Origin of the sequence: Frateuria sp. GZRR33 (genome assembly GCF_051900425.1) — a bacterium.
Classification (GTDB): Bacteria; Pseudomonadota; Gammaproteobacteria; order Xanthomonadales; family Rhodanobacteraceae; genus Frateuria_A.
On the sequence record NZ_JBHZGK010000001.1, the window covers coordinates 112,679 to 138,370 of the forward strand.

Genomic DNA, 25,692 nt, shown 5'->3' on the forward strand with positions numbered 1-25,692 from the left:
CCGCCCCTACATGGGGCCGTGTTCGACCTGCCGTTCGCGTTGCATGAGCGTCCATTGGGCGTGTTCGGTCAGCGCAGCGTGGCCGAGCGCGCGCAGGATCGAGCGCTGCTCGGCCGGGTCGTCGGTCTGGTCCAGCGCGTTGCGTGCAGTGCCGAGGATGCGCTCCATGAAGCGGTACTGCTTGAGCAGCACCTTGTCTGCCTTGCGGTAGGCGTAGGCCTCGCGCACGGCGGCGACGATCGAGAGGATGCCCATCACCGCGACCAGGGTGGCCTTGGTCTCGTCCTCCAGGCGCAGCGCGAATAGCGCCAGCAGCACGCTGATCGATACGCCGCCCCACAGGCTGAGCGCGCCCAGCGCCTCGGTCACGCGGTGCAGTCCGGCGCACTCGATGCTCTTGCGTTCGTAGTAGTGGAGCTGCCCCGAGCGGCCCGATTCACCCACCCATTCGGCGATCACGCTGGCCAGTTCGCCGGCCGTGGCCGGTGGCGCGTGGCTGGGTGGCAGCCCCGAGGCGCGCATCACGTTGCGGATCCAGCCCAGCTCCACGTTCTGCCGCTGCAGGAAATCGTCGTGCGCGAACGCATGGTCGCGGGTCAGCGAGATGCCGGCCCGGCGCCAGTACGACTGGATGCGCAGGCCCTCGGCCAGCGCGCGGTAGTCGAGGTATTTGCGGTGCCAGCCGCGGCGCTTGGCGATCGCGGTCATCGTGGTGCCGAGCGCGAACAGCAGCAGGAACAGGTAGATCAGGTAGTTCTGCGCGGCAAAGTGGGCGTAGCAGGTGAAGGCGATGCCCATCAACGCGGCCAGCGTGTAGATCGTGCGCATCGCCAGCAGCACGCGGCGCTGGAAGTGCATGGCCAGCCAGTCGGCTTCGCGGAAAGTGCGCTCGATGCCCATGCGGCTCGTGCCCGTGTCGCCGGCAGGCGCTGAGCCGTCGATCGCATCGGCATACCTGGTGCACTCGTCGTTGAACTCCGCCATGCGGTCGAACATCAGCCGGAATGGCGTGGGCAGGTGGTCCTCCGGCGTTGCCGCCAGGGCATGGCGCCATGCCGCCTTCACGGCCGGTCGCGTGTCGTCCGCCACGTCCGCCCGCGCGCAGAGCACGTGGTAGAGCAGCCGCTCGTCGCCCGCGGCCAGGATATGGTGCGGGTCGCGGTCCTCGCTGGGCGGGCCGGGCAGGGTCCCGCGCAGGTGGTAGCGCACGATCTGCGCGGTGCCGCCGAGGCGGTCGGAGGGCTGGCCGTCCCAGATCGCCAGCAGGATGTGGCAGTGGCTGGCGATGTACACGCCTGCCTGCGCGTACTGCTGGTCGCGCGCGGTGCCCGGGTTGCCGACCTCCCGGTGCGAACGTCCCTTGCGCACGGGCAAAGCCATGACTTCGGCCTGCGCGCAAAGGGCCTCGAAGCGCGTGCGCGCCCCGGGGTTGGTGAAGTCCTCCACGTAGAGCTCGCGCGGCAGCGGCAACGGAGCGATCAGCCGCGCACCCTGCGCCAGCGCCTCCTCGGCCACCAGCTGGTCGCCGCCCTCGGCCAGCGCGGAGAGCACCACCAGCGGCAGCGAAGGCCAGGCGGTCCGCAGCGTCCCGAACAGTTGCCGTACGGCCGCGCGGACGGCCTCGACGTCGGCCGGCGGCAGGTCGCGATGGCTGGTCACGCCGATCACCAGGGGCGTCATGGATGCTCCAGGACTTGCGGCCGGAGGCGCCACGGCGGCCGACGGATCGACCGCCGTTCCCTGCGCAACCGGGGCGCGGTTGCGCGGCGAGTGCTAGCTGAAGCGGTTGATGATCGTCGGATCGCGCGTGGTGCTGGCCGACGCCAGCGTGTCGTCCGGAATCCTGGGCTTCGGCGGCGGGTTCTCCGGCGGCTTGCGCTCGACAGTGGACTTGGGTGGGTTCGGGGTGCCCTGGTTGGTGCGTGGCTTGGCCATGGTAAGCCTCCGATGGGCCTGGGGCGGCCGGCTGGCCGCCGTGAGCGTGTACGTCTTGCGGGGTTACGGTCCGGTGATGCCCGCGCGACGGCCATCAGTTGTTCTTGATCGACGAGCAGCCGATGGTGCCGGTCCGGACGGTTCCGAGCGTCGAGTAACCCCTTGCCTTCGAGCATCAGGCTCAGCCTGAAGATCCGGGTGCGGCAGATCCGACTGTCGCTGAGGTCGGTCAAGGTCATGCACTGCCCGTTGGCGGCCACCTCGGGCGACGGGCGGCGGGCTGGCCCATTGCAGCGGCTGCAGGTCGCCGCCGGCGGCATTGCCGGTCAGCCCCCCAGGCCGGGATCTGCGGCTGCGGCCGCCCTCGTTGTTGCGGCCGCGCGGGTCGATATCGACCGACCGGGGCGTGGTGGACGTGTCCAGGCTGACCCTGGTCCATGGTGCGGTCTCAGGCGGGGTGGAGTCGGGTCAGCGCGCGAAGGCGAGCGCGCGCCTGTCGAGGACATCCTGCAGGCGTTGTTCGAAGGCGGGGTTGGGCGGAAACGCGATGTGCGCCCGCGCCAGGCGCCGGACCAGCGCCGGTTCGCGATACCCCGACGTCCACAGCCGCCGCGCCAGTGGCCGGGCCTCGTCGGGGCGCCCGAGCGCCAGCAGTGCGTCGACCTGTGCCGCGAGCAGGCGCACGTCCCCCGCACCGCTGTCGACCGCGCGCAGGTCCTTCAGGACGGCCAGCCGCAGGGCCTGGGCGTCCTTGCCCGCCTGCAGGTCGGCCAGTTGCAGGCGGGCGCGCGCGGTGGACAGCAGCAGGCTGCGTTCGTCCGGCTGGTCCGCCAGCATGGGCGTGAGCCCCGCCAGGGCGGCCTGCGCATCGGCGCGGGCTGGTGCTTCTTGTCCGGTCGCCTGCCGCCAGGCCGCGCGCTCGATGCGCGCCTCGGCCAGGTCCTGCTGCCAGGCGGTGTTGCTGGGATCGTGCCGCGCCAGTTCCTCGAGCGTCTGCACGGCACGCGCCAGCAGGGCGCGCGGTGAACGGATGTCGCCCTGCGCGCGCCGCAGGCGGGCGAGCTGGGTCGAGTACAACCCAAGGCTTTCCCTGACGTCGGTGAGAGTGGGATCGAAGCGGTGCAGCTCCTCGATCACCGCAAGCGCCTCGCCGGTCTCGCGGTCCGCCTGTTCGGCACGGCCGGCCAGCGCCAGCGTGCGCGCCAGGATCGCGCGCACGCGGGCCATGTTCTTGCGCTGGTCGTTGTCCTGCGGGTGGGCCTGGCTGAGCTGCGTCTCGATGGCGTCGTCGGCCGAGTATTCGCCGATCGCGGTGAGCAGGTCGCCGCGCATCAGCGCCAGCTTGCCCAGGTTGTTGTGCGCCTCGCCGAGGTGCTCGAGCCATTCGCTGCGCGGCGAGGCATGGGCGGCCAGCAGGCGGCAGCGCTCGAGCATGCGCTGGTAATGCGTCGCCGCGTCGTCGAGCCGGCCACGTGCTTCGAGGACGTGGCCGATGTCGTTGTCCAGCGTGCTCAGTTCGAACAGCACCCGCGGGTCCGTGCGCGCCGGCGCACCCATCCGTTCGAGCGTGGCCTGCGCGGCGGCGAAGTAGCGGCCGGCTGCCTCGAGGTGGCCCTGGTACCAGTCGCTCATGCCGAGAAACGCCTGGACGCGTGCGTAGGCGATCTGGCGTTCGACGTCGGCCGGTGCGGCGTGGGCGAGCGCGCGCGCCAGCGGTTCGGCTGCCAGGTACGCGCTGGTGGCCGCGGCCAGGCGACCCTGGTCCAGCCGCACGCTGCCGATCTTTTCCAGCGCCTTGGCGCGCTGTTCGAGCACGTCGTCGGTCACGTCCGTCGCGGGCAGCGACTGGAAGTAGGCCATCGCCTTGTCGTCGACCGCTTCGAGGATGTCCAGCCGCTGCACCTGGGCCAGCTTGTCGTTGAGGTCGCCAAGCATGAAGCCGATCAGTGCCTCGGCCTGCTTCTGCCGGCGCTCGGCGGCGCGGCGCGCGATCACCGCGTCGATCGCCAGCAGCGTGGTCACCAGCATGATCAGCGTGGACAGCGCCGCGATGGCGGCGAGGCGCCGGTTGCGTCGCTGCAGCTCGCGCCGGCGCAACTGGTCCAGCTCCAGCCCGAGCAGGCCGGCGACCAGCTTGAGCTTGGCGGACTGCCGGCCATCCTTGCCCGGGCGTACGTCGGCGGCGACCGGCTCGCGCCCGCCTGCGTCGGCCTCGTCCAGCGGGTCGCACAGGGCGGCGGAAAGGCATTCCTCGCCGTGTTGTGCCGCGGGCGCGTTCGGCTCGCCGGCAACGATCAGGCAGAAGATCCGGTCGCCGCGCCCCAGTCGCCGGAACGCCCGGACCTCGGCGCCGACCCAGCGGGACGCCGCGGCCGCCGGAGAGCACACCACGATCAGGTTCGCCGATTGCGCCAGCGCGAGATCGACCTTTCCGCCCAGGTCGCTGGAGCTGGCCAGTTCCTCGCGGTCGCGGAAGATCGGGGCGAGCCGGCGCGGCACCGGACCGGCGGCGGTGACCAGGCCGACCAGCCGCGCGGGCACGCGGTAGGTTTCCAGGGCACGGTGCAGCCATTTGGCCCAGCGCCGGTCACGGTGGCTGTAGCTGATGAAGGCGCGGTAGCGGAAATCGCCGGTGGGGGAAACCTGGTTCATGCGCACGACCCTCGCGAGTCGCACAGCCCCCTGGCGCTGGCGGCGCGGCGGAAGCTAGCACTCCACGCGTGATGCCCGCTTCACGTGCGCGCCTGGCTTCCGGCCCGCGCGGTCATCCGGACAGCCGGTTCATTACCTCGCGCAGGCCATCGCGCCAGTCCGGCAGCGGGCTGCCCAGCTGCCGGGCCAGGCCGCGGTTGTCCAGTACCGACCAGGCCGGCCGGCGGGCCGGCGTGGGGTAGTCGGCGGTGGCGATCGGCTGCACGCGCGGGACGCGCGGGAGCAGGCCACGCGCATGGGCTTCGGCGAAGATCGCGCTGGCAAAGCCGTGCCAGCTGGTATGGCCGCTGGCGACCAGGTGGTGCGTGCCGCACAGCGACGCGCGCGCACCCGGCTGCGCGAACCAGCGATCGAGCAGCGCCAGGCTCGCGCGCACGATCAGCCCGGTGGACGTGGGCGCGCCGTATTGGTCGGCGACCACGCGCAGTTCGTCGCGTTCGGCCCCCAGGCGCAGCATGGTGCGCATGAAGTTGTGCCCGTGCGGGGCATACACCCAGGCCGTGCGCAGGATCAGGTGGTCGGCGCCGCTGGCACGCAGGGCGTCCTCGCCAGCGAGCTTGCTGCGGCCGTAGGCGCCCAGCGGGCCGGTAGGCGCGTCCACCGGGTAGGGGATCTGCGCGCTGCCGTCGAACACGTAATCGGTCGAGTAGTGCACCACCAGCGCACCGTGGGCGGCAGCCCAGTTCCCCAGTTCGCCCACGGCGGCGCCGTTGATCCGCGTGGCCAGGGCCTCTTCCTGTTCGGCGCGGTCGACCGCCGTGTAGGCAGCCGCGTTGACGACGACGTCCGGCTGCAAACGATCGAGCAGCGCGCCCAGGCCGGGCGCGGCCAGGTCGGCGACTTCGGCCCGTGCGCCGTCCCACAACGTGCCATCGCGCGTCGCTGCCGCCAGCTCGCCGCGCGCGGCCAGCCCGCCGTCTTCCACGAAGCTGCGGCCAAGCTGGCCGTTGGCACCCAGCAGCAGGATTTTCATGGCGCGTAGACGGGGAGGCGCTCGGGCGGCACGTCCTTCAGGAACGGCGCGCGGGTGTCCTTGTCCGACAACAGCGGCGCGCTGATCGGCCAGTCGATGCCGATCTCCGCGTCGTTCCAGCGGATGCCCGCGTCGTGTTCGCGCTCGTACAGCGCGGTGCACTGGTAACTGAACGTGGCAAATTCCGACAGCACGCAGAAGCCGTGCGCGAACCCCTCGGGGATCCAGAAGTGCCGGTGGTTGTCGGCGGTGAGCATGGCGCCGACCCAGCGGCCGAACGTGGGCGAGCCGCGACGGATGTCCACCGCGACGTCATAGACCTCGCCCTCGAGCACGCTGACCAGCTTCCCCTGCGGGTCGGGCCACTGGTAATGCAGGCCGCGCAGTACCCCGCGCGCAGAGCGCGAGACGTTCGACTGCACGAAGCGGAGGTCGATGCCGGCCTCGCGGTATGCCGCCTCGTTGAAGCTCTCGTAGAAGAAGCCCCGCGCATCGCCGAACACCTGCGGCTCGATCACCACCGCGCCCGGGATGGCCGTCTGGATGACCTTCATCGGACCAGGCCCTGCTTGACCAGGTTCTTCAGGTACTGCCCGTAACCGGTCTTGGTCAGCGGTTCGGCCAGCCGCAGCAACTGCTCCGGACCGATCCAGCCCTTGAGGAAGGCGATCTCCTCCGGGCAGCACACCTTCAGTCCCTGCCGGTGCTCGATGGTCTGGATGAAGTTGCCCGCCTCCATCAGCGATTCGTGCGTGCCGGTGTCCAGCCAGGCGTAACCGCGGCCGAGCTGCTCCAGGTGCAGGGCGCCTTCGGCGAGGTAGCAGCGATTGAGATCGGTGATTTCCAGCTCGCCGCGACCGGAGGGTTGCAGCGAGGCGGCGAAGTCGCAGGCGCGGCCGTCGTAGAAATACAGGCCGGTGACGGCGTAGTTGGATTTCGGCCTGGCCGGCTTTTCCTCCAGCCCGACCACGCAGCCGTCGCCATCGAATTCGGCCACGCCGTAGCGCTCTGGATCGCGCACCCAGTAGCCGAACACGGTGGCGCCGCGCTCGCGCGTCGCCGCGCGCTGCAGTCGCTCGGTCAGGCCCACGCCGTAGAAGATGTTGTCGCCCAGGACCAGGCAGCTCGGCGCGCCGGCGAGAAATTCGCGGCCGATCAGGAACGCCTGCGCCAGCCCGTCCGGCGAGGGCTGCACGGCGTAATGGATGTCCATGCCCCACTGCGAACCGTCGCCCAGCAGGCGCTGGAACAGCGCCTGCTCGTGCGGCGTATTGATCACCAGCACCTCGCGGATGCCGGCCAGCATCAGGATCGCCAGCGGGTAGTAGATCATCGGCTTGTCGTACACCGGCAGCAGCTGCTTGCTGATGCCCTGGGTGATCGGATACAGCCGCGTGCCGGAACCGCCGGCCAGGATGATGCCCTTGCGTGCGCTCATGCTGCGGTCCTCACGATCCGAGCCGTTCCATGCGATAGCTGCCGTCCAGCACGCGCTGCACCCACAGCTGGTGGGCCAGGTACCAGTCGACGGTGTGCGCCATCCCGCTCTCGAACGTGTGCGTCGGCGACCAGCCGAGCTCGCGCTCGAGCTTGCCCGCGTCGATGGCGTAGCGGCGGTCGTGGCCCGGACGGTCCTTGACGAAGGTGATCAGTGACTCGCGCGGGCGGCCGTCGGCCAGCGGACGGCGCGCGTCCAGCAGCGCGCAGAGGGTCTTCACCACCGTGAGGTTCTCGCGCTCGGCATTGCCGCCCACGTTGTAGGTCTCGCCGATACGGCCGGCATCAAGCACGCGCCGGATCGCGCTGCAGTGATCGCCCACGTACAGCCAGTCGCGGACGTTGCGGCCATCGCCGTAGACCGGCAAAGCTTCGCCTGCCAGCGCTTTCTGGATCACCAGCGGAATGAGCTTCTCGGGAAACTGGTAGGGCCCGTAGTTGTTCGAGCAGTTCGTGGTGAGCGTGGGTAGGCCGTAGGTGTGGTGGAACGCGCGCACCAGGTGATCGGAGGCCGCCTTGGACGCCGAATAGGGCGAGTTGGGCGCGTACGGCGTCGTCTCGCTGAACTTGCCCTCGGCGCCGAGCGAGCCATACACCTCGTCGGTGGAGACGTGCAGGAAGCGGAACGCTTCCCGCGCAGCGCCCTCAAGCCCACGCCAGTAGTCACGCGCGCACTCGAGCAGCCCGAGCGTGCCCACCACGTTGGTCTGGACGAAGGCCGCCGGGGCGTCGATCGAGCGGTCCACGTGCGATTCGGCGGCGAAATTGACGATCGCCTGCGGCCGATGCTCGGCCAGCAGCTTCGCCACCAGCGCGCGGTCGCCGATGTCGCCCTGCACGAACAGGTGCCGGTCGCTGCCCTCGAGCGGGGCCAGGGTGTCTAGGTTGCCGGCGTAGGTCAGCTTGTCCAGGTTGACCACGCGCAGGCCGTCGGCGACCGCCTGCAGCACGAAATTGGCGCCGATGAAGCCAGCGCCCCCGGTGACGAGCAAGGTATCCATGAGCCCTTTCGCTTGGGTTCCAGACACCTATTGTGCCTGATCGCTCCCCCGGCAGCCGCCGGCGGCGGCGCGTCCGGCTGACTGGAAATTAAGGAAAAAGCGGGCTTCGCGGTAAGATGGCGGCCCGACATCCCCGCCTGTTTGCCCACACGATGACCAAGAAGCACGCCGCCTCTCTCGGACTAGGAACGCGGTCGATCCATGCCGGCCAGTCGCCGGATCCGAGCACGGGCGCCATCATGACGCCGATCTACGCCACCTCGACCTACGTGCAGGAGAGCCCCGGCAAGCACAAGGGCTACGAGTACTCACGCACGCAGAACCCCACCCGCATGGCCTACGAGCGCTGCGTGGCCGACCTCGAGGGCGGCGTGGCCGGCTTCGCGTTCGCCTCTGGCCTGGCCGCGGCGGCCACGGTGCTGGACCTGCTCGACTCGGGCAGCCACGTGATCGCGATGGACGACCTGTACGGCGGCAGCTACCGCCTGTTCGAGCGCGTCCGCCGACGCTCGGCCGGGCTGGACTTCGACTTCCTCGACCTCAACGACGCCAAGGCGCTGAAGGCCGCGCTCAAGCCCAACACGCGCATGATCTGGGCCGAGACGCCCACCAACCCGATGCTCAAGCTGGTCGACCTGGCCAAGGTCGCCGCCTTCGCGAAGAAGCACGGCTTGATCCTGGTGGTCGACAACACCTTCTGCTCGCCGATGGTGCAGCGGCCGCTGGAGTTCGGCGCCGACCTGGTGCTGCACTCGGCCACCAAGTACCTCAACGGCCATTCGGACATGGTCGGCGGCATCGTGGTCGCCGGCAACGAGGAACTGGCCGAGCGGATGGCCTTCCTGCAGAACTCCGTGGGCGCCGTGGCCGGCCCGTTCGACGCCTTCCTGGCCATGCGTGGCCTGAAGACGCTGCACCTGCGCATGCAGGCGCACTGCCGCAACGCCATGGAGCTGGCGCAGTGGCTGGAGAAGCATCCGGCGATCGAGCGGGTGATCTACCCTGGCCTGAAGAGCCATCCGCAGCACGCGCTGGCGCGCCGGCAGATGCACGGTTTCGGCGGCATCATCTCGATCGAGGTCAAGGGCGGCCTGCGCAAGGCACGCCGCATGCTCGAGCGCTGCGAGCTGTTCGCGCTGGCCGAATCGCTCGGCGGCGTGGAGAGCCTGATCGAACATCCCGCCATCATGACCCACGCCTCGGTGCCGCCGGCCAACCGCAAGCGGCTGGGCATCAGCGATGGACTGGTCCGCCTTTCGGTGGGGGTGGAAGACCTCGCCGATCTAAAGGCCGAACTCGAGGTGGCCCTGGCCTAAGCCCGCCGCGGCGAACTGACCGACCTATGGATACCAAGAAAAAACTCATCACGGGGAGCTCTTCCCGGCCCCGCCTGGCGCTTGCCGACATCGTCGATGGCGCCAGGAACTACCCGGTCTGGTGGATTCTCGCCTGGCAGGACATCCGCCAGCGCTACCGCCGCTCGGTGCTGGGCCCGTTCTGGATCACCCTGACCATGATGGCGACCATCGCCGGCATGGGACCGCTGTATGCGGCGCTGCTGAAGATCGACGCGCGCGACTTCATCCCTTACCTGGCGCTGGGTCTGATCGCCTGGGGACTGGTGTCGAGCATCATCCTGGAAGGCTGCCTGACCTTCACCGGCGCGGACAACATGATCCGCTCGGTACGGCTGCCGCTGAGCATGCACGCCTTCCGCTTGATCGCGCGCAACGTGGTGATCTTCCTGCACAACATGCTCGCCTACGTGCCGTTCGCGATCTACCTGGGCATCCATCCGAGCTGGCTCTGGCTGATGGCCATTCCGGGCATGCTTATGATCGTGCTGGCCTCTGTCCCGGTGGCGATCATCCTGGGCATCTTGTGCGCGCGTTTTCGCGATATGCAGCAGATCGTCGCCAGCGTGGTGCAGCTTGCCTTCTTCCTGACACCGATCCTGTGGAAGCCCGAGTTGCTGGGCGCGCGCGCCTACATGGCGAAGTTTAACCCGCTCTACTTATTCATCGACGTGCTGCGCGGGCCGGTCTACGGCTACTTGCCTGGGGCCAAGGTCTACCTGGGGGCGGCCGCGGTCACGCTGTTTCTGTATGTGTTGGCCATTCCGCTGTTCTCACGCTACCGCCAGCGCATCGCGTTCTGGGTCTGAACCATGGCATCGATCATCCTCCAGAATTGCAGTCTGGCATTGCCGGTCTACGGCACGGGCAACCGGTCGCTCAAGCAACTGGTCATGTCCACCGCCACCGGCGGCCGCATCGCCGCGGGCAGCCGCAACATCACCGTGGTCAACGCGCTCACTGACGTCAGCCTGACCATCGGCGCTGGCGATCGCGTCGGCTTGGTGGGTCACAACGGTGCGGGCAAGACCAGCCTACTGCGCATGCTCGCCGGGGTCTACGAGCCGAGCGGCGGCGTGCTGCAGGTGGAAGGCACGGTCACCAGCCTGATCGACGTGACGCTGGGCATGGACCACGAGGCGACCGGCTATGACAACATCCTGATCCGCGGGCTTATCCTGGGTCTGACGCGCAAGCAGATCCGCGAGTTGACGCCCGACATTGAGTCCTTTTCCGAGCTCGGCCAATACCTTTCAATGCCGGTGCGCACCTATTCCAGCGGCATGGTGCTGCGCTTGGCCTTCTCCATCGTCACCTGCATCCATCCGGACATCCTGCTGATGGACGAATGGCTGAGCGTGGGCGATGCCGGCTTCGTCAAGAAGGCCGAGGACCGCCTGAAAGGCGTAGTGGATAAGGCCAGCATCCTGGTGATGGCCTCGCACAACCCGCGCGTGATTTCTGAACTGTGCAACGTCGTGGTCACGCTCGAGCACGGCCGACTAGTGAGCGTGGAGCGAAAGTAGCCGATCCGCCCGCAGTCCGAGGAGTGCCATGTCCGAAACCGTGATCCCCAACCTGATCAGCGCCGTGGTCACCTTCCATCGCGAGCGCGAACTGGCGGTGCCGACGCTGCACGCGATCGAGCGCATGCGCCGGCACGCCGAAGCGCAGGGCCTGCGCGTGGAGCTGGCGATGACGCTCGACGGCGACGATGCGCAGACCGAGGAGGCGGTACGCTCGCACCCGGTGTTGCGCGAAGGCGACTTGCTGCACAAGGTGCAGCTGTTCGACCTGTCGCTGTGCCGCAACTACTCGATCGAGCGCGTTCGCGGCGAATTCATCGCCACGCTCGACGGCGACGACCTCTTCAGTGAAAACTGGCTGGCCTCGGCGGTGCAGACCATCCGGGCGCACGGCGCGGCCACCATCACCCATCCGCAGTGGATGATCGCCTTCGGCACGTGGAAGGCGTACTGGGAGCAGATCGACCAGACTGACCCGCGCTTCGTGCCCGAGACGCTGATGTCGTTCAATCACTGGAACGCCTGCTCGGTGGCCCGCCGCGAGGTCTTCGTCGAACATCCCTACGTCTACGCGCGCGCCGGGGAGACCGGTTTCGGTTTCGAGGATTGGCACTGGAACTGCGAGACGATCGCGCATGGCTACGTCCATCGCGTCGTGCCGCGCACCTTTCGCCTAGAGCGGCGCAAGGCGCAGGGGTCGCTCAACGTGGCGCACCAGAGCCATGCGGCGATCCTTCGACCGACCCCCTTCTTCGACTCGCTATGAACGCATACTCTCTCGTTCGCGCCGTATATCGCTTCGGTGACCGCGTATTGCTGCGGTGGCTCCCGGCCTCCGCCCGTAGCCGCGTGCAGGGCGTGCTGTTCCGCCTGGCGCGCGGCACTTATCCCGAACGCATCGAGGCGCGCTCGGTCGCTGAATTCGCCGGCAACGCACCCAGCAACAAGCTGGCCGCCTCGCGGCGATTGCCATCTTGGGCGGAGGCGGAGGTCGCCGTGCTGGTGGAGCTGGAGCCGGAACTAGCCGCGCTGGTCGGCGAGGAGGCGTCGCTCGAGCCCTATTTCATCCCCTGGGATATGACGTACGTGGGCGTCCGTTACGCGGACGCTCGGCGCCAGCTTGCCGGCGACTACGGCAGCTTGGTGCTGGTCGGTGGCGGCCGGATTGATGCTGCAGCGCTTGCCGATGCTCCCCGGCCACTGGCCGTGATCGACATCGACCGCGACCAGACAGTCGCCGCCTTGGCGCGCAAGGCGGGCGCGGTCTACGTCGCCCTGCCGGCCGAACACCTGGACCAGAACGACCACTGCGCCGTACTCGCCCGCTTGGTGCTGCAGATCGCGCCGCGGCAATTACGCCATGCGCGCCATCCGCTGCTGGACCGCTGCATCGAGCGGCATGGGCTTGCGCTGGCGTCGGTGACCGAACTCCGGCCGCTGCAAACTTCGGTACCCGGGAACGGCATGGCAGAGCGTTTGCCTGGGCTATGATCGGTGGCTGCGCGTTGTACTGGCAACGCGTGGGTGATGGTAGCGCCTGACCGGCAGCCGACGAGGAGAGGGCGGTTACTGAACGCGGCGAGGCGTCATTGGCGCCATGGCTGATCGCCGATCGTTGCACCGGGGGCTCTTGTCCCCGGGCGCGGGTCCTGTGGCGCGTGCACTGATCATGCTGGCAACTGGACTGCCGCTCGCGGCAACACAGCATTGAAGGCAATGGTGGCGGCGCTCAACGCCACGCCTGCGAGAGGAACGAAGAGGGGATGGTGACGACATGAGTGGAGAGCCCGTGGCGATCGGTCGCCCGATGATCCTCGTATTGGGTATGCATCGCAGCGGCACCTCGGCCGTTGCCGGCACACTCTCGCACCTGGGTGTGGATTTTAGCGAACGGCTGATCGAGGCCTCGCCGGACAACCCCAAGGGCTACTTCGAGCACGCCGACGTCTGGCGCCAGGACCACGACATCCTGCAGGCCCTGGGCTCGGCCTGGGACGATCCGCTGCCGCTGCCCGAAGGCTGGCAGCAAAGCGATGCCGTACGGCAGGCGGAAGCGCCCATCCGGGCCATCCTCGAGCGCGACTTTGGCGGTTCCGGCCCGCTCGGCGTCAAGGATCCGCGCATGTGCCGGCTGGTGCCACCGTGGCGCAAGCTGCTTGCGCGCGAAGGCTTCTCCGCCCGCGCGGTGCTGGTGGTGCGCCGGCCAGAGGAAGTGATCGCCTCGCTGGCCAGGCGCGACCACCTGCCCGCCGATCAGGCTGCCTGGGTCTGGCTGCGGCACGTGATCGAAGCCGAAGCGGCCACGCGCGGGATGCCGCGCGTGCTGGTGCGCTACGAGCAGCTGCTCAAGGACTGGCGCACCCAGGCCGCGCGGATGGCGCGCGCACTGGACATCGCCTGGCCGCGCGAGCCTGGTACGGTCGGCGCCGACATAGACGCGTTCCTTGAACCGGCCTTAAGGCATTACCGCGCCGGCACCGGCGCCGGTCTTGCAGTCGGCCCGTTGAACGGCTGGCTGGAACGCACCTATGCGGCGATAACCGTTGGAGACGGCGAAGACACTGCCGCGCTCGATGACATCGCCGCGGAGATCGCGCGCGCCGACCAGACCGGTGCGGCGAACGCGGCGGTACTGCGCGCCACGCGCCGGCTCAGCCTGCAGTTCCAGGACACGCTCACCTGGTCCGAGACAGAGCGGCAGGGATTAGTCGCCGGCAGTGCGCAACTGCGGGAAAACCTCGACCGGCATGCGCGCGAACTGGCTGCCGCCAAGGCCGGCAACGCCCAGCTGCGGGAAAACCTCGACCGGCATGCGCGCGAACTGGCTGCCACCAAGGCCGGTAACGCCCAATTGCAGGAGAACCTCGACCGGCATGTGGATGAGTTGGCCGCCATGCGGAAGGGCAATGCCCAATTGCGCGAAAACCTCGAGCGGCATATCGCTGCGTTGGATCAGATGAAACATACCAATACCCGGTTGCAGGAAAACGTCGAGCGGCACGCCGTCCGGCTATCTGAGATAAGCAGGGAACTGGCAGGCGTTGTGGCCGAGCGCGACCTGCTTTTGGGCCAGCGCGATCGACTGGCGGACGAGCTTTCCAGGGTCTATGCCTCCCGCTCGTGGCGCATTACCCGCCCGATGCGCGGCGCCGTTCGCATGGGAGGGCGAATGCTCCGGCCGCCGGCGCCGGTGCCTGCCGCGTTGGCGCCGGTCGAGCCGCCGGTGCCCGTCATGCCGGTGGCCGCTCCGATCGACGATCCGGCAGCCGCCCTCGAAGCGGCCTTCGCCGCGGCCACCGGCCCGCGCATCCTGATCGTCACCCCGGACATCCTCGGGCCGATCCGTAACGGCGGCATCGGTACGGCGTTCCACGCGCTCGCGGTGACGCTGGCCCAGGCCGGCCGCGCCGTCACCATTCTCTACACCCTGGGCCAGCACAACGAGGATGGCGCCGGCATCGCCCGCTGGGAGGCGTACTACGCCCGCCAGGGCATCCGTTTCATCCCGGCCACGCTGGAGCATGGCGAGCCGCGGCTGGACGCCCCTCACCATTGCTGGCGCGCCTATCGCGTGTACCTGTGGATGAAGGCACACCAGGCCCAGTTCGACATTGCCTATTTCCCAGAGTGGAAGGGCGAGTCCTACTACGCCTCGCAGGCGAAGCGGCTTGGGCTGGGCTTCGCCAGCCTGACCATCGCCGTGGTCACGCACAGCTCAACTACCTGGGCCGAATCGGGCAACTATGTGCTGCCGCGCCAGTTCGACGACCTAGTGCTCGAGTACCTGGAGCGCCGTAGCACCGAAATGGCCGACGTGGTGATCAGTCCAAGCCAGTACATGTTTGACTGGATGGCCCAGCGCGGTTGGCAGATCAACGCACCCACGCACGTGATCCAGAACCTGATGCCGGCCGAAGCCATCGCCGATGAGCATGCCGAGCCGGGCGCCTTCGCCGTCACCGAATGGGTGTTCTTCGGGCGGCTGGAGCGCCGCAAGGGGCTGCACATATTCCTCGACGCGCTGCGCCGCGTCCCGCCGAAACTGCGCGAACGCGTGCGCGTCACGTTCCTGGGCAAGGCCGTTCAGACGGCCGACTTCGATTCGTTCGCCCTGATCGCCGAGAAGACTGCCGATTGGCCGCAGCCGCCGCAGATCCTTACCGACCGCGACCGCGACCAGGCGCTGGACTACCTGCGCCAGCCCGGTCGCGTGGCGGTGATCGCCTCGCTAGTGGAAAATTCGCCCTATACGGTGCTCGAGTGCGTGCTGGCGCGTATTCCGTTCGTTGCCGCCGACGTCGGTGGAATCGCCGAACTGGTGCATCCGCAGGATCGCGAACGCGCACTCTTCAAGCCCACGCCGACTGGCCTGGCACAGACCCTGGTGCAGTTGGAGTCCGGCCGCTACAGCCCGCCGCGCCCGGCGCAGCCGGCCACGGCCACGCGCGATCGCTGGCTGGCCCTGCAGGACGAACTGGCTGCCGCTGCCAAGGCCGGCGCGGAGGCGGAAGCGCCGAGCGCCGATGGCCCGCACATCAGCGTCTGCCTGGTCCATTACGACCGCCCGCACCTGCTAGCCCAAGCGCTGGACTCGCTGCGCCAGCAGACTTACCGGCACTTCGACGTGGTCTTGGTCGACGACGGCAGTCCCTCGCCTGAGGCGAAGCAATACCTGGACGGCTTGCGCGAGGAATTCGCCTGGCGCGGTTGGACCCTGCACCGGCAGGCCAACGCCTACCTCGGCGCCGCGCGCAACGCGGCGGTGCGCCTGGCGCGCGGCGAGTACGTGCTGTTCATGGACGACGACAACCTCGCCAAGCCCGACGAGCTGGCCGTGTTTGCCCACGCCGCGGCGCACTCGGGCGCGGACATCCTCACCACCGTCAGTGATGTCTTTCGCGACGACGAGAACGCCGGCCGCCCGCCGGCTCGCAGCCGCGAGCTGTGGATACCGCTGGGCAACGCCGCTGGCCTGGGCGTGTTCCGCAACGTCTTCGGCGACGCCAATGCACTGGTGCGGCGCAGCCTGTTCGAACGCCTGGGCGGCTTCACCGAGGACTACGGCGTGGGCCACGAGGACTGGGAATTCTTCGCCCGCGCCACGCTTGCCGGCGCCGACCTGCAGCTCGTGCCCGAACCGCTGTTCTGGTACCGCGTGGGCGAGGCCAGCATGTTGCGCGCCGGGCAGGCGCAGACCGACCACGCGCGCAGCGTGCGGCCGTACTGGGAGGGCCTGCACGAGGGCGTTGGCCCGGCGCTGGCGTTCGCCCTGCATCTGCAGCGCCAGCCGCCCTCAGGCATCCCGTCGGCGGACGCCGCGCCGGCGCGCTCGCGCCTGGCGCGCCTTGCGCACGCCGTGCTGAGCGGCCAGGCGCATCGGCGCTTCCTGCACCTGCTGCGCACCGAGGGCGTGCGCGTGGCGGCAGCGCGGGCGCTCCACTATAGTGGCCTGCGCCGGCGCTGAGCGCCCGCTTCCCTGAGGAAAACCGAATGCCAAGCCCGCACGACCGTCCAGCGGCCGTACCCGCTTTCGTGGGCCTCTTGCCACGCCGGCCCAGGCGCTGGTTGTCGTCCGTGACCCTCGCGTGCGGCCTGGCGGCCTGCGCTGCCGTCCCACCCGGCGCCAGCGTGCAGCGGCTGACCGACCAGCAGTTCGCGCCGACGCAGACGGTGGACGTGCTGGCAACCGCGCCCGCGGCACCGTTCGTGCCGATCGCCCGCCTGCGCGTAGCCGACCCCACCGGCGCCGCCACCCGCGAGCAGCTGGTCGCCCAGCTCTCCGACACCGCGCGCGGCCTCGGCGCCGACGCCCTGGTGATCGAGCGCGTCGAGCGCAACGACACCTCACGCGTGGCGTTCGACCCTGCCGGTGGCCAGATGCAGGGTGGGCAGGCGGTCGCCTCGATCGCGGTGACCGCGCTGGCCATCCACTACCGTCCCTAGTGCGGCGCGCCTGCATCGCGCAAGCCGCGCCTTGTGCCGCGAAGAGCGCCACGTAGAATGACCCGCTTTTGTGGTCGCCGGCGCGCGGCTTGATCCCTTCCCAACCCGGAGGCCAGGCCACCGATGCCGATGCTGCCCCTGTTCCATGCGCTGTTCCTGCAGTCCGCGGCGCAAGCTCCTGCCCAGGTGATGGCGCCCGCCGCCGCGTACGCGCCGGCACAGACGCCAGCGGCCATCCAGCAGGTGGAAAGCCACGGCTACACCTACCAGGTCCAGGGCAATACCCTGCTCGCCACCGCCGACGTGCGCGCCGCGCTGCAGTCAGCCGACTCGCCGCGCGAAGCGCTCACCGCGCTGCGCCGCGCGTTCATCGCCAAGGGGCATTTCCTGGTGGCGATCGTGGCGCGGGTGGAGGACCGGCAGGTCCTGCTGCACGTGGTGCAGGGGCGCCTGACCCGGGTGGAGGGCCCCACGGCGCTGGCCCGCTTCTTCGAGGGCCTGAAGAACGACGAGCAGGTGCTTTCCAGCGACGTGATCCGCCAGGGCATCCTGGCGCAGGCCTATGCATCCACCAACGGCATGCAGCCGCAGGTCAGCTTCAAGCCGGCGCCCGAAGCCGGCGGCAGCACCATGGTCATCGGGCAAACCGCCCAGCCTGACGCCAGCCCGCTTGGCGGCAGCTTCACCGTCGGCAATTTCGGCAACCGCTACGCCGGCCACCAGGTCGCCCAGGCGCAGGGTTACGTCCGCCATGCCGGGGTCACCCTGCAGGCCAGCTACTCGCGCGCACTGACCGGCCTGGACCAGGACACCCGCGGCGCGTACTACGCGGCGGCGGGCGCCACGCTGTCCTGGGTCAGCCCCTGGGGCACCTACCAGCTGGACGACCAGTACACCAAGTACGAACTGGGTGATGCCTTCGCTCCGCTGTACCCGATCGGCCACATCCACGCCTGGGGTGTTTCCGGCACGCAGTTCCTGTACGCCGATGACACCAGCCGCTGGACGCTGAGCGAAGGCGTGCATGCGGTGCGCACCCGTGACACCGTCTTCAAGTACGCCTACACCCTGCGCGACCAGAGCTATCTGGTCGCCAACCTCGGCACGGATGTGTCCTGGCGCTTCGGCGGCCTGTTCGGCCGCCCGGCGAGCCTCGCGCTGGGCGGGCAGGTGAAGCTTGGCGGCGCCCGCGCGCGCAACGGGTTCGATCGCGGTACCGGCAATCCCACGCCCCACTTCCGCGCGTACAGCGCCAATGCCAGCTTCACCCAGGCGATCGCCGGCGGTTGGGTCGGCACGTTCGCGCTCAGCGGGCAGGCCAGTACCGACATCCTGCCGTCGCACGAGCAGTGGGTGCTGGGGGGCTTGAACAACATGGCCGCTTACCTGCCGGGCACCCTGGTAGGCGACCGCGGATACCTGGCGCGGCTGTCGGTCACGGCACCGCAATGGTCGTTCGGCGCGTTGCGCATGCAGCCGAGCGTCTTCGGCGAACAGGCCGCCGTGCGCTACAGCTACATCGCGCCGCGCGCGCCCACCTGGCAGGCGCTGAGCGACGCCGGCGTGAGCCTCAATCTCGACTTGCCGGCCGCGGGCGTGAGCAGCCAGTTGACCTATGCCTGGCCGCTGGACTCGCGCGAGGTTCCACGCAAGCTGCGCGCCGGCCAGCGCGCCCACCTGTTCTTCTATCTCCAGGCCGCCTTCTGACCTCGCGGCGGGCGCCGCGTGCGCCCGCCGTGCGCGAACGGCACACATTTCCTTCATACGCACGCTTCGCTCCCTGCGAAGCGCGGACTGCGCGTGCGCCTGATACGCGCGCTACATGAGTCCGCTTTGCGGAACACGCTGCCTTCACCGGCATATGAAGAGGCTAGCGCTCAGCCAACCGCCGAGTTCGCCGACCACCCATGGACGGTGATGCGTGGTGGCAGGGGTCGCGGTGGCCGGTGCCGGTGAGGGCGCCGGCCGGAGCGCGCAGTCTTATCCAGGATCGAGCTTTGAAGGAGAACTCATGAACAAGCATGCCAACCGTGCTTCGCTCGCCCTCGCGCTGAGTGCAGCGCTGGGTGTTACCACCACGATGGCGCAGACGGCACCGCCTGCGGCCACCCAATTGCCGGGCAAGGGAACGGTCGTCGCCGGAAGCGCCACCGCCGGTGCCGTCAGTGGCGGCGCGCAGACCATCACCGTCGGCAACGGCACGGTGATCGACTGGGGCAGCGGCACCGACCTCAACTCCGCTGGCGTGGGCGGCTTCAACATCGGTTCCGACGCGTCGCTCACGTTCGCCGGTGGCAACGGCGTGCTGAACATCGACAGCAGCGGCAATCCCTCGCAGATCTTCGGCAACCTGACCAGCACCGGCCCGAACGTCTTCGTGGCCAACCGCAACGGCATCGTGGTCGGCGCCGGTGCGACCGTCTCCTCGCCGGCGGCGATCGGCCTGATCGGCAATGCGCTCAACAGCACCGGCGGCTTTGACGGTACGGCCGGCTCGGTCGACTACAACGCCACCACCGGCGGCGACGTGACCGTGCAGCAGGGCGCCTCGATTTCCGGCGCCACGGTCATGGTGACCGGCGGCGACGTGGTCTCGATCTCCGGCGCGGTCAACTTCCAGAACACCGCGCAGATCAGCGGCAGCCAGGTGAACATGCTGGCGAACATCACCGGCGCGACCGGCAGCTCGCTGACCGTCAGCGCCGGCGCCGCCCGGAGCGACTATGCGGTGCGCGTGGGCAGCGGCAAGACCGTCAGCGCCGACACCGTCACCATCATGGGCATGGACAACGGCAGCCAGCGCGGCACCAAGCCGAACATGATCATCCAGGGCACCGTGCGCGGGCAGACGATCAACCTCGGCGGTGCCGTGGGGGACTTCAGCCATTCGATGAGCGACGTCTTCTCCGGTCCCTCCGGCAGGCTGGTCGCCTCGAACGTGCGCATCGCCTTCACCGGCAAGGTGAAGAACGCGCCGTACCTCAACACGTCCTTCCGCTACAACTACCTGCCGATCACGCAGCTCACCAGTGGCGGCGTCTCCCTCGAACTGGAGCCGGTGAACTACACCACCAATGGCACCTCCAACGGCAAGGCCGCGGCGAACATCCTGGTCACGGGTGACGTGAGGCTGGTCTCGCCGGTCTACATCGCGAACGTGGGCAACTACGGAACCACCACGGCGACCACCGGCGCGCTCGTCCTGCCCAACACCCATCTGGTCCTGCAGTCGACCGGTGACATCAGCACCCAGGGCAGCTTCTACTGGCCGGGCTATGTCTACCTGGGCAACATCGGCACCAACAGCAACGGCTCGGCCGCGCCGGGCACGCTCGGCGCCGGCACCATCACGCTGGCCGGTGGCTACTTCAGCAACGTGCTGCCGGGCAGCGTCGACGCCGGTGGCGGTCTCCACTTCGTCACCCGCAACCCGCTGAGCCTGGCGAACGGTCTGGAAGTGCGGACCAACGCCAACAGCTGGATCAACCTGGGTACGGACGCGCTCACCACCGGCTATCGCAACGGCACCTATGGCGGCATCTTCATCGCCGGCGTGCGCGGCGATGGCGTGGTCAACTACGGCCCGATGGATCCTTCGCGGTTCCACACGCAGCGCCAGTAAGCGTCGCGGCAATGCGGTGACGGAAGGGGGCTTCGGCCCCCTTCTTCTTGCCCGACGTCGCGCGGCTTGTGTGGTGGCGATGCCTCAAGCGGTTGCATGTGGCGTCTCCCGCGTTGTCCCTGCGCGGATGAGGCCGTTACCATCACCAGCCCGCCACGGTCACTGCCATGGCCTGCGTTCCCGGAGTTCACATGACCGAAGCCGCGCATCCTGAAGCCCACGCGGTCGTCCCACCGAGCGTGTGTTTCGTCTGCGAGCCGGGCCGCCTGGAGATGCAGGCCTTGTTGCTTGCCGCATCATTGCGGGAAGACCATCCCGATCTGGTTCTGGTGGCGGCCACGCCGCGCGAGTTGCCGCCAGCGACCGCCGAGGGGCTTGCGCGCCTTGGCGTCAGCTGTGTGCCGATCCGCAATCCGCTGGCCGCCGATTACCCGATCGGCAACAAGGTGGCTGCGCTTGGAGCCGGAGAGCCACGGGGCCTGCGCGTGTTCCTGGACTCGGACATGCTTTGCATGCGGGCGCTGGAGTGGGGGCCGCTGCGTAGCCACGCGATGGCGGCCAAGCCGGCGGACCTCGCGACCTTCAACGATGCCGCCATGTGGGAGCGGCTGTACGGCAGGTTCGATCTCGATGCGCCGCGCGCGCGCACAGTCACGACCGTCAGCCTCGAGTTGACCTTTCCATACTTCAATGCCGGCCTGGTGGCCAGCACGCGCGCAGTCGAACTGGCGCGGCAGTGGGAGCGCATCGCGCGCGACATCGACGCCATGGACGACATCCATCCGCGCCGGCCCTGGCTGGACCAGATCGCCCTGCCGCTGGCCGCAGCGGCTCTGGACATGGAGCCTTGCTGCCTTGGGGACGCGTGGAATTACCCGGCCCACATCAAGCCCGTACAGGACGACCCATACATCGTTCACTATCACCATGCGACCGCCATCGCGCGCGACGATGCCATGCTCGCCCGCGTCGCGGTGATCTGCGAGCGCCACCCCTGGCTGGAGGAACGGCTGGCAGCGGAGCCGGGCTGGCAGCGCGTGCATCACGCGTTGCTGCGCCGGAACCGGACCGGAACGCGTTCGCGCTGGTCGTGGCAAGGGCGGCGGTCCAGGGCGGTACCTGGCAACCTGTTGATCACCGGCGTCCCGCGCAGTGGTACCAGCTATCTCTGTCATTGCCTGGATCGCCTGGACAACCTCGCAGTGATCAACGAGCCGCAGATCCTGTTCGACGGGCTGCGGTTCGGACCCGAACCGTGGATGGTTCCGGTCGTCCACGCGGACCTGAGAGCGGCGATCGACGCGGGCGAGCCGGTCGAGAACAAACTGGATTCCAGCGGTTGCGTGACCGAGGACACCGCCGTCGAAGAGGCGAGGACCGAATATCGGCCGCGCCTTCGCAACCGGGACTGGGTGATGGCCAGCAAGAATACGCTTGCCTACATGGCCCGCCTCGATGGCCTGCTGCACGTCATGCCGGAGGCAAGGGTGGCGATGTGCATCCGCCACCCGGCCGATACGCTCGCCTCATGGAAAGTAACCTTTGCCCACCTCGCTTCCGGCGATCCACGCGAGCTACCGGTGGGAGGACTGGCCGATCCTTACTTGCCGGCGCGCCATCGCGGTGCGCTGGAACGGATCGCCGCGCTTGAGCATCCCGCCTGGCGCAGGGCGGCGTGGTGGCGCATGTTGGCCGAGGAGGTGCTGCGCTGGCGCGACCACCCGCGCGTGACGGTCGTGCGTTACGAGGAACTCGTCGCCCACCCGGCTGCGCGGATCGCCGCGTTGCTTGGACCCCTGGCGTCGCGTGCAGGCCGACCGATCGCCCCGTTCGAACCATCGCAGGTGCGCACGCGGCGGCGGCGGGGCCTGGATGCAGAAGACTGGCGTGCGTTGCAGGCCCTCTGTGGTGGCCTGGCAGCCGCACTGGGTTACCACCTGATCGAGCCCGATCTCGGCGTCGAGGACGGCAGGCAAACTGCTGGGTAGCGCCAGTCCCGCCTGACCGTGGTGTGCATCCGGCGAGGCGGCGGGGCTGCATGCTGTTACCATGGCGGGCTTTGTTCCACCGCGACAACGGCCGCTGCGCCGGGTGCGCTTATCGTGCCAGGACCAGCAGAAAGGGGGCGACGGGTTTTGCGTCGCAGCTGCGAGCCACGTGCGCGTTCCAACCATGGCGCTCCTCCCGGATGGATTCGGGTCCATCGTCGATACACGACCGCGCTGGCGGTCGCCGCCTGGCCACCGGGGGGAGGGCCGGACGGTTTTTTTGGCTTTGGAGAGCCTCGATGAACAACACGCCCAACCCCCGGTCCGCATGGAAGGCAGCGGCCAGGGTCGTCGCTGTCCTGGTGCTGGCCGTATTCATGTCGACCGTGATCGACCCCTACCTCGGGCTCGCGAGCCCGTTGCCAGCGCAGCTGACCAATGCCGTCATTCCGCTGCTGGCGATGTTGCTTGCGTGGGGCTTGAGCGGCCGTGCCTGGCTGGCACTTGCCGTGGAGGCCGGGTTGCTTGCGGCGTTGGCGTATGCGGACCACACCAAGGTCACCTTCCTTGACACCGACCTGGTGTACGCCGACTTCACCGTGATTGGCGGGTTGCTCAAGGATCCCCAGCTCGTCCTGGGTTTCCTGCACCCGGCCATGCTGGCCGTTGGCGGGCTGGCGCTGATCGGCGTCGCCATTGCGTTGTGGTGGGTGTCACGGCGGGAACGCCGGGCGCACTGGGCATTCCGCGCTGGCTTGGTGGCGGTCGCGGTCACGGCAGGCGTGCTGCTGTGGAACCGGCGCGCGCCGGACGTGATCCGCCCGCTGCGCTGGGAGGTTTTCCAGCAGGTGGTCGGTGCGCAGCGGGTTGGCGTCGCCGGCAACATCCTGCTGGGCCGGATGACTGCGCGCGACGTCAAGCGCCCGCCGGACCCGGCGGCGATCAAGGCGTTCTGGAACGAACCGCTGGTGCGCAAGGCCGAGCGGGAGGTGAATGCCGCGGGCACCGGCGTGCGCCCGGACATCGTGGTGATCCAGAGCGAATCGCTCTTCGAGCCTTCGCAGCTGTGCGGCTTCTCCGACACGCCGGTACTCCAGCGGGTAGCGGGCGTCGCTCCGGGGTTGCCGGGCAACCTGCATGTCCCGGTATTCGGCGGCCGCACGCTGCAGACCGAGTTCGAGACGATCAGCGGCGCGCCCATCGCCTACTACCCGGGTTCGATGTTCGCGTACTACGAACTGGTCGACCACCCGATCGACGCGCTGCCGCGCGTGCTCGACCGGCTCGGCTACACCACCCTGGCCATGCATCCGAACAAGCGCGGGTTCTGGCGGCGCGATACCGCCATGCCCGAGATGGGCTTCGGGACCTTCCAGGACATCGGCAGCTTCGTGTATCCCCGGGACTTCTCCGAGCGAGGCCACGTGACCGACGCGGCGCTCACGCGGGCGATCCTGTCCGAGCTCGATTCGGCCACCGGGCCGACCTTCGTGATGGCGGTCAGCATGGACAACCACGGGCCGTGGGGGCAGTTCGCGCCAAAGGACGACTCGGCGCTGGGCCTGCCCGACAAGGTGACCGGCGAGGCGAGGGCCCAGCTGGCCGACTACGTGGCGCATGCCATCGACGCCGACAAGGCCTACGGCTTTCTGCTCGATGCGCTCAAGCGCCGCGGGCGCCCCACCATTGTGCTGTTCTACGGCGACCACCTGCCCGCGCTGCCGCCGGTCTACGAACAACTGTGCTTCAAGGACGGCAAGCCGCCCCAGAAGCATTTCCCGCCGTACCGGCTGTGGGCCAATTTCCCGATCCCGCAGCCGCCCGACGTGGAATGGGCGTACCTGCAGCAAGGCCTGCTGATGCGCTCGGCCGGCCTGCCGCTGCAGGGCCACGTGCTGGCCAATGCGCTCGCCGGGATGATTGCGCAGGACCCGACGGTCGACGCGAAGGACCGTGCGCGCGTGCTGGCCGAATACGCCAACATCGCCGCCGCCAACGTGGCGCGGGTGGCGCCCACGACGGACAAGCCGCGGACGGTGTTCGTGGGGCAGGACCACGCCCTGGACACGCTGATGAAGCTCGAGGCCGGGCGCCAGGTGGGTGGAGAGATCGCGCTGCGCTACGGTGACCTGCACCTAGCGCCCAAGGGCGCCGATGCCTCGGCCATTTCCTTCGACCTCAACGGGGGGATGGCCTCGCTCACGCTGCGGCCAAGCATGGCCCAGCCGACCGCCGAGTGCATTGGCAACCCGCAGGCAAGCGCGGCAGCGATCACTGTCGAGGCCGACGGGCGGGTCCTCTACCGCGCCCGCCTGACGCCCAGAACGCTGCGTCTGGCGACGCTCGATACGCGCGGCATCAGGTGGCTCACCCTGCGCGTCGACCAGGGCAACCAGACCGACATCTGCGACCGGGTGAACGTGCGCGTGGCGCAGATGCTCTGCTACACGCCCGGCTGCAATGTGCCGGCCTCCACGCCGATGGTCGAGGTCGCCCGCCATGCTCCTTCCCGGTTGCTGGCCGCCGACCCGATCGACGGTGACATCGCGGCCCTGGGCAGCCTGGTGCCCAACCGGCGCAAGCAGGTCGCCTCGAAGATGGCCAACCTGACCTGGCTGGTCGGACGCGAGAAAGGCCAGCAGGCGGGCGCAGCGCCCTTCCGCATCGACCAGGACGCCCAGCTGTTCATGCATCCGTCCGAGGACCACAGCACGTGGATCGACTTCGACGTGACCGGCGCGGACGACCTGGAGCTGACGCCGCAGATCAACCGGCTAACTCCCGAGTGCAAGGCGATGAACTCGCCGGGCAGGGAGGGGGGCCTGGTCGGCCTGACCGTGACGCTGGACGGCAAGCCGGTGGTACCGCGGCTGCTGGTCGACCGCGACTACGCGAGGAAGCTGCCGGTAAAGCTGGCTGGCGGCCACACGCTCCGCATCGAGGTGGACAAGGGCAACCAGGTGTCCTCGTGCGACTGGTTCTCGGTCGGCGTGAGCAAGCTCGATGGCCCGGCGCTGGATCAGCCGACGTCGCTGTCCGGACTTCAGTAGCCGGTGATCGCCCCCGCCCCGGCCGGCGGTGGGGGCGTCGTCGGGCCCGGCCACCAGCCATGCGTTCGCACCAGCAGCGGCGGTTCCATG

18 protein-coding genes are annotated in these 25,692 nt (G+C 69.0%); 11 read left to right on the forward strand and 7 right to left on the reverse strand.

Features of this window, described 5'->3' with window-relative positions:
• Positions 1 to 6: 6 nt before the first annotated feature.
• From ACFWZU_RS00620 to rfbB, 7 genes are all read right to left on the reverse strand, one after another.
• The gene (locus tag ACFWZU_RS00620; RefSeq protein ID WP_439699471.1) at positions 7 to 1,680 is read right to left on the reverse strand and encodes a hypothetical protein; all 1,674 of its coding nucleotides are present in this window, start codon (positions 1,678 to 1,680) and stop codon (positions 7 to 9) included.
• Positions 1,681 to 1,773: 93 nt separating this feature from the next.
• On the reverse strand, positions 1,774 to 1,935 hold the full coding sequence (locus ACFWZU_RS00625; protein ID WP_439699472.1) for a hypothetical protein: 162 nt from the start codon (positions 1,933 to 1,935) through the stop codon (positions 1,774 to 1,776).
• A 468-nt stretch (positions 1,936 to 2,403) separates the two neighbouring features.
• Positions 2,404 to 4,587 (reverse strand): TIR domain-containing protein, encoded by a 2,184-nt coding sequence (locus ACFWZU_RS00630; RefSeq protein ID WP_439699473.1) that lies wholly within the window; start codon positions 4,585 to 4,587, stop codon positions 2,404 to 2,406.
• Positions 4,588 to 4,699: 112 nt separating this feature from the next.
• Positions 4,700 to 5,620: a dTDP-4-dehydrorhamnose reductase gene (gene rfbD / locus ACFWZU_RS00635; protein WP_439699474.1), complete on the reverse strand. Its 921-nt coding sequence runs from the start codon at positions 5,618 to 5,620 to the stop codon at positions 4,700 to 4,702.
• The gene (rfbC, locus tag ACFWZU_RS00640; RefSeq protein WP_439699475.1) at positions 5,617 to 6,174 is read right to left on the reverse strand and encodes a dTDP-4-dehydrorhamnose 3,5-epimerase; all 558 of its coding nucleotides are present in this window, start codon (positions 6,172 to 6,174) and stop codon (positions 5,617 to 5,619) included. The genes rfbD and rfbC overlap by 4 nt, the downstream gene beginning before the upstream one ends.
• Positions 6,171 to 7,058, reverse strand: a complete 888-nt coding sequence (gene rfbA, locus ACFWZU_RS00645) for a glucose-1-phosphate thymidylyltransferase RfbA (RefSeq protein WP_439699476.1) — start codon at positions 7,056 to 7,058, stop codon at positions 6,171 to 6,173. The genes rfbC and rfbA overlap by 4 nt, the downstream gene beginning before the upstream one ends.
• Before the next feature lie 10 nt (positions 7,059 to 7,068).
• Positions 7,069 to 8,118 (reverse strand): dTDP-glucose 4,6-dehydratase, encoded by a 1,050-nt coding sequence (rfbB, locus tag ACFWZU_RS00650; RefSeq protein WP_439699477.1) that lies wholly within the window; start codon positions 8,116 to 8,118, stop codon positions 7,069 to 7,071.
• Positions 8,119 to 8,270: 152 nt separating this feature from the next.
• On the opposite strand from rfbB, the gene ACFWZU_RS00655 reads away from it, so the two are divergent.
• From ACFWZU_RS00655 to ACFWZU_RS00705, 11 genes are all read left to right on the forward strand, one after another.
• The gene (locus tag ACFWZU_RS00655) at positions 8,271 to 9,434 is read left to right on the forward strand and encodes a cystathionine gamma-synthase (protein ID WP_439699478.1); all 1,164 of its coding nucleotides are present in this window, start codon (positions 8,271 to 8,273) and stop codon (positions 9,432 to 9,434) included.
• A gap of 26 nt (positions 9,435 to 9,460) precedes the next feature.
• Positions 9,461 to 10,282: an ABC transporter permease gene (locus ACFWZU_RS00660; protein ID WP_439699479.1), complete on the forward strand. Its 822-nt coding sequence runs from the start codon at positions 9,461 to 9,463 to the stop codon at positions 10,280 to 10,282.
• A 3-nt stretch (positions 10,283 to 10,285) separates the two neighbouring features.
• Entirely contained in the window at positions 10,286 to 10,999 is a 714-nt protein-coding gene (locus ACFWZU_RS00665) for an ABC transporter ATP-binding protein (RefSeq protein ID WP_439699480.1), read from the forward strand.
• Between the two features lie 28 nt (positions 11,000 to 11,027).
• Positions 11,028 to 11,765 carry a glycosyltransferase gene (locus ACFWZU_RS00670; protein WP_439699481.1) on the forward strand — a complete coding sequence of 246 codons (738 nt, stop codon included), beginning with the start codon at positions 11,028 to 11,030 and terminating at the stop codon, positions 11,763 to 11,765.
• Between the two features lie 92 nt (positions 11,766 to 11,857).
• The gene (locus ACFWZU_RS00675) at positions 11,858 to 12,490 is read left to right on the forward strand and encodes a hypothetical protein (protein WP_439699482.1); all 633 of its coding nucleotides are present in this window, start codon (positions 11,858 to 11,860) and stop codon (positions 12,488 to 12,490) included.
• A gap of 283 nt (positions 12,491 to 12,773) precedes the next feature.
• On the forward strand, positions 12,774 to 16,463 hold the full coding sequence (locus tag ACFWZU_RS00680; RefSeq protein ID WP_439699483.1) for a glycosyltransferase: 3,690 nt from the start codon (positions 12,774 to 12,776) through the stop codon (positions 16,461 to 16,463).
• Positions 16,464 to 16,573: 110 nt separating this feature from the next.
• On the forward strand, positions 16,574 to 16,942 hold the full coding sequence (locus ACFWZU_RS00685; RefSeq protein ID WP_439699484.1) for a hypothetical protein: 369 nt from the start codon (positions 16,574 to 16,576) through the stop codon (positions 16,940 to 16,942).
• A gap of 123 nt (positions 16,943 to 17,065) precedes the next feature.
• Positions 17,066 to 18,649: a ShlB/FhaC/HecB family hemolysin secretion/activation protein gene (locus tag ACFWZU_RS00690; RefSeq protein ID WP_439699485.1), complete on the forward strand. Its 1,584-nt coding sequence runs from the start codon at positions 17,066 to 17,068 to the stop codon at positions 18,647 to 18,649.
• 304 nt (positions 18,650 to 18,953) lie between these two features.
• Entirely contained in the window at positions 18,954 to 20,564 is a 1,611-nt protein-coding gene (locus ACFWZU_RS00695; protein WP_439699486.1) for a filamentous hemagglutinin N-terminal domain-containing protein, read from the forward strand.
• Positions 20,565 to 20,755: 191 nt separating this feature from the next.
• Entirely contained in the window at positions 20,756 to 22,552 is a 1,797-nt protein-coding gene (locus ACFWZU_RS00700; RefSeq protein ID WP_439699487.1) for a sulfotransferase, read from the forward strand.
• Between the two features lie 299 nt (positions 22,553 to 22,851).
• Complete coding sequence (locus ACFWZU_RS00705) at positions 22,852 to 25,602, forward strand: LTA synthase family protein (RefSeq protein ID WP_439699488.1); 2,751 nt, start codon at positions 22,852 to 22,854, stop codon at positions 25,600 to 25,602.
• Positions 25,603 to 25,692: the final 90 nt, after the last annotated feature.

Bases quoted from the DNA above. Each gene is read 5' to 3' on its own strand.
- ACFWZU_RS00620 (WP_439699471.1), bottom strand. From the start codon at position 1,680: ATGACGCCCCTGGTGATCGGCGTGACCAGCCATCGCGACCTGCCGCCG.
- ACFWZU_RS00625 (WP_439699472.1), bottom strand. From the start codon at position 1,935: ATGGCCAAGCCACGCACCAACCAGGGCACCCCGAACCCACCCAAGTCC.
- ACFWZU_RS00630 (WP_439699473.1), bottom strand. From the start codon at position 4,587: ATGAACCAGGTTTCCCCCACCGGCGATTTCCGCTACCGCGCCTTCATC.
- rfbD (WP_439699474.1), bottom strand. From the start codon at position 5,620: ATGAAAATCCTGCTGCTGGGTGCCAACGGCCAGCTTGGCCGCAGCTTC.
- rfbC (WP_439699475.1), bottom strand. From the start codon at position 6,174: ATGAAGGTCATCCAGACGGCCATCCCGGGCGCGGTGGTGATCGAGCCG.
- rfbA (WP_439699476.1), bottom strand. From the start codon at position 7,058: ATGAGCGCACGCAAGGGCATCATCCTGGCCGGCGGTTCCGGCACGCGG.
- rfbB (WP_439699477.1), bottom strand. From the start codon at position 8,118: ATGGATACCTTGCTCGTCACCGGGGGCGCTGGCTTCATCGGCGCCAAT.
- ACFWZU_RS00655 (WP_439699478.1), top strand. From the start codon at position 8,271: ATGACCAAGAAGCACGCCGCCTCTCTCGGACTAGGAACGCGGTCGATC.
- ACFWZU_RS00660 (WP_439699479.1), top strand. From the start codon at position 9,461: ATGGATACCAAGAAAAAACTCATCACGGGGAGCTCTTCCCGGCCCCGC.
- ACFWZU_RS00665 (WP_439699480.1), top strand. From the start codon at position 10,286: ATGGCATCGATCATCCTCCAGAATTGCAGTCTGGCATTGCCGGTCTAC.
- ACFWZU_RS00670 (WP_439699481.1), top strand. From the start codon at position 11,028: ATGTCCGAAACCGTGATCCCCAACCTGATCAGCGCCGTGGTCACCTTC.
- ACFWZU_RS00680 (WP_439699483.1), top strand. From the start codon at position 12,774: ATGAGTGGAGAGCCCGTGGCGATCGGTCGCCCGATGATCCTCGTATTG.
- ACFWZU_RS00690 (WP_439699485.1), top strand. From the start codon at position 17,066: ATGCCGATGCTGCCCCTGTTCCATGCGCTGTTCCTGCAGTCCGCGGCG.
- ACFWZU_RS00695 (WP_439699486.1), top strand. From the start codon at position 18,954: ATGAACAAGCATGCCAACCGTGCTTCGCTCGCCCTCGCGCTGAGTGCA.
- ACFWZU_RS00700 (WP_439699487.1), top strand. From the start codon at position 20,756: ATGACCGAAGCCGCGCATCCTGAAGCCCACGCGGTCGTCCCACCGAGC.
- ACFWZU_RS00705 (WP_439699488.1), top strand. From the start codon at position 22,852: ATGAACAACACGCCCAACCCCCGGTCCGCATGGAAGGCAGCGGCCAGG.